At 46.1% G+C, this 977-nt stretch carries 1 pseudogene; it reads left to right on the top strand.

The features are described 5' to 3' along the window. Positions 1-977: pseudogene (locus tag M2R48_RS21375) on the top strand (trimeric autotransporter adhesin AtaA); the annotation flags it as partial.

Here is a 977-nt window from a genome sequence, read left to right as displayed (position 1 = left end):
CAGTCTGCTGGAACGGATGCTATTGCAATAGGTGCGCAGTCTACTGTTTCCGCGGCTGGAACAGGTGGAGTGGCTTTGGGTGCAAGAACCAATGCACTTGCGAGTGGAGCAGTTGCTATAGGTGATGGGGCTAATGCATCTATTGCAGGTAGTACAGCATTGGGAGCAAATACGACCACATCCGCAGCTGTTAACAGCACAGCTCAAACAATTAATGGTAAATCATACACCGCAACGGGTACAGCGGATACAGGTGTTGTGAGTGTTGGTTCAAGTACAATAAAAAGACAAATACAAAATGTTGCAGCGGGTCAGGTTACAGCGTCTAGTACAGATGCAATTAATGGTAGTCAATTATTTAATACCAATACTGAGTTGACCAAGGTAGCAACAGATACAGCGACGGCTTTAGGTGGTGGAGCTACAGCAGGTACAACGGCAGGGGGGATTACTGCACCAAGTTATACGATCACAAAAACAGATGCGTCAACAACAACAGTTAATAATGTTGGTGCTGCATTGAGTACATTAAATGCTGAAGTTGTTAAACCAATTACCTTCACGGGTAACAGTGGCACAGTTGATCGTAAACTTGGAGAGACGCTGAACATTAGCGGTGGCTTAACAGGCGCAGGTTCGAACAGCAACATCAAGACAGTGATCACTGGCAATACGCTAGATATCCAGTTGGCAGATGCACCAGTATTTGCAGGCAAAGTGACAGCCAATGGTTTAGATGCGAATGGCAACAAAATTGAGAACGTAGCGGATGCGACAGCAGCGACAGATGCTGTGAATAAAGGTCAGTTGGATGCAGCAACTACAGCATCAAGCAGCAAGACTGATGCTTTGGGTAATAGTTCAGCATCTAACTTAGGTGGTGGATCAACCTATGACAGTAGTACGGGTACGATTAGTGCACCAAGCTATGTGACGACGAAGACAGATGGTTCGACGACGACAGCAAACAATGTTGG

It is taken from the genome of Acinetobacter sp. I-MWF (assembly GCF_025433935.1).
GTDB lineage: Bacteria > Pseudomonadota > Gammaproteobacteria > Pseudomonadales > Moraxellaceae > Acinetobacter > Acinetobacter guillouiae.
The sequence above is the reverse complement of the archived record's forward strand: the minus strand, read 5'-3'. Positions and strand labels throughout refer to the sequence as shown.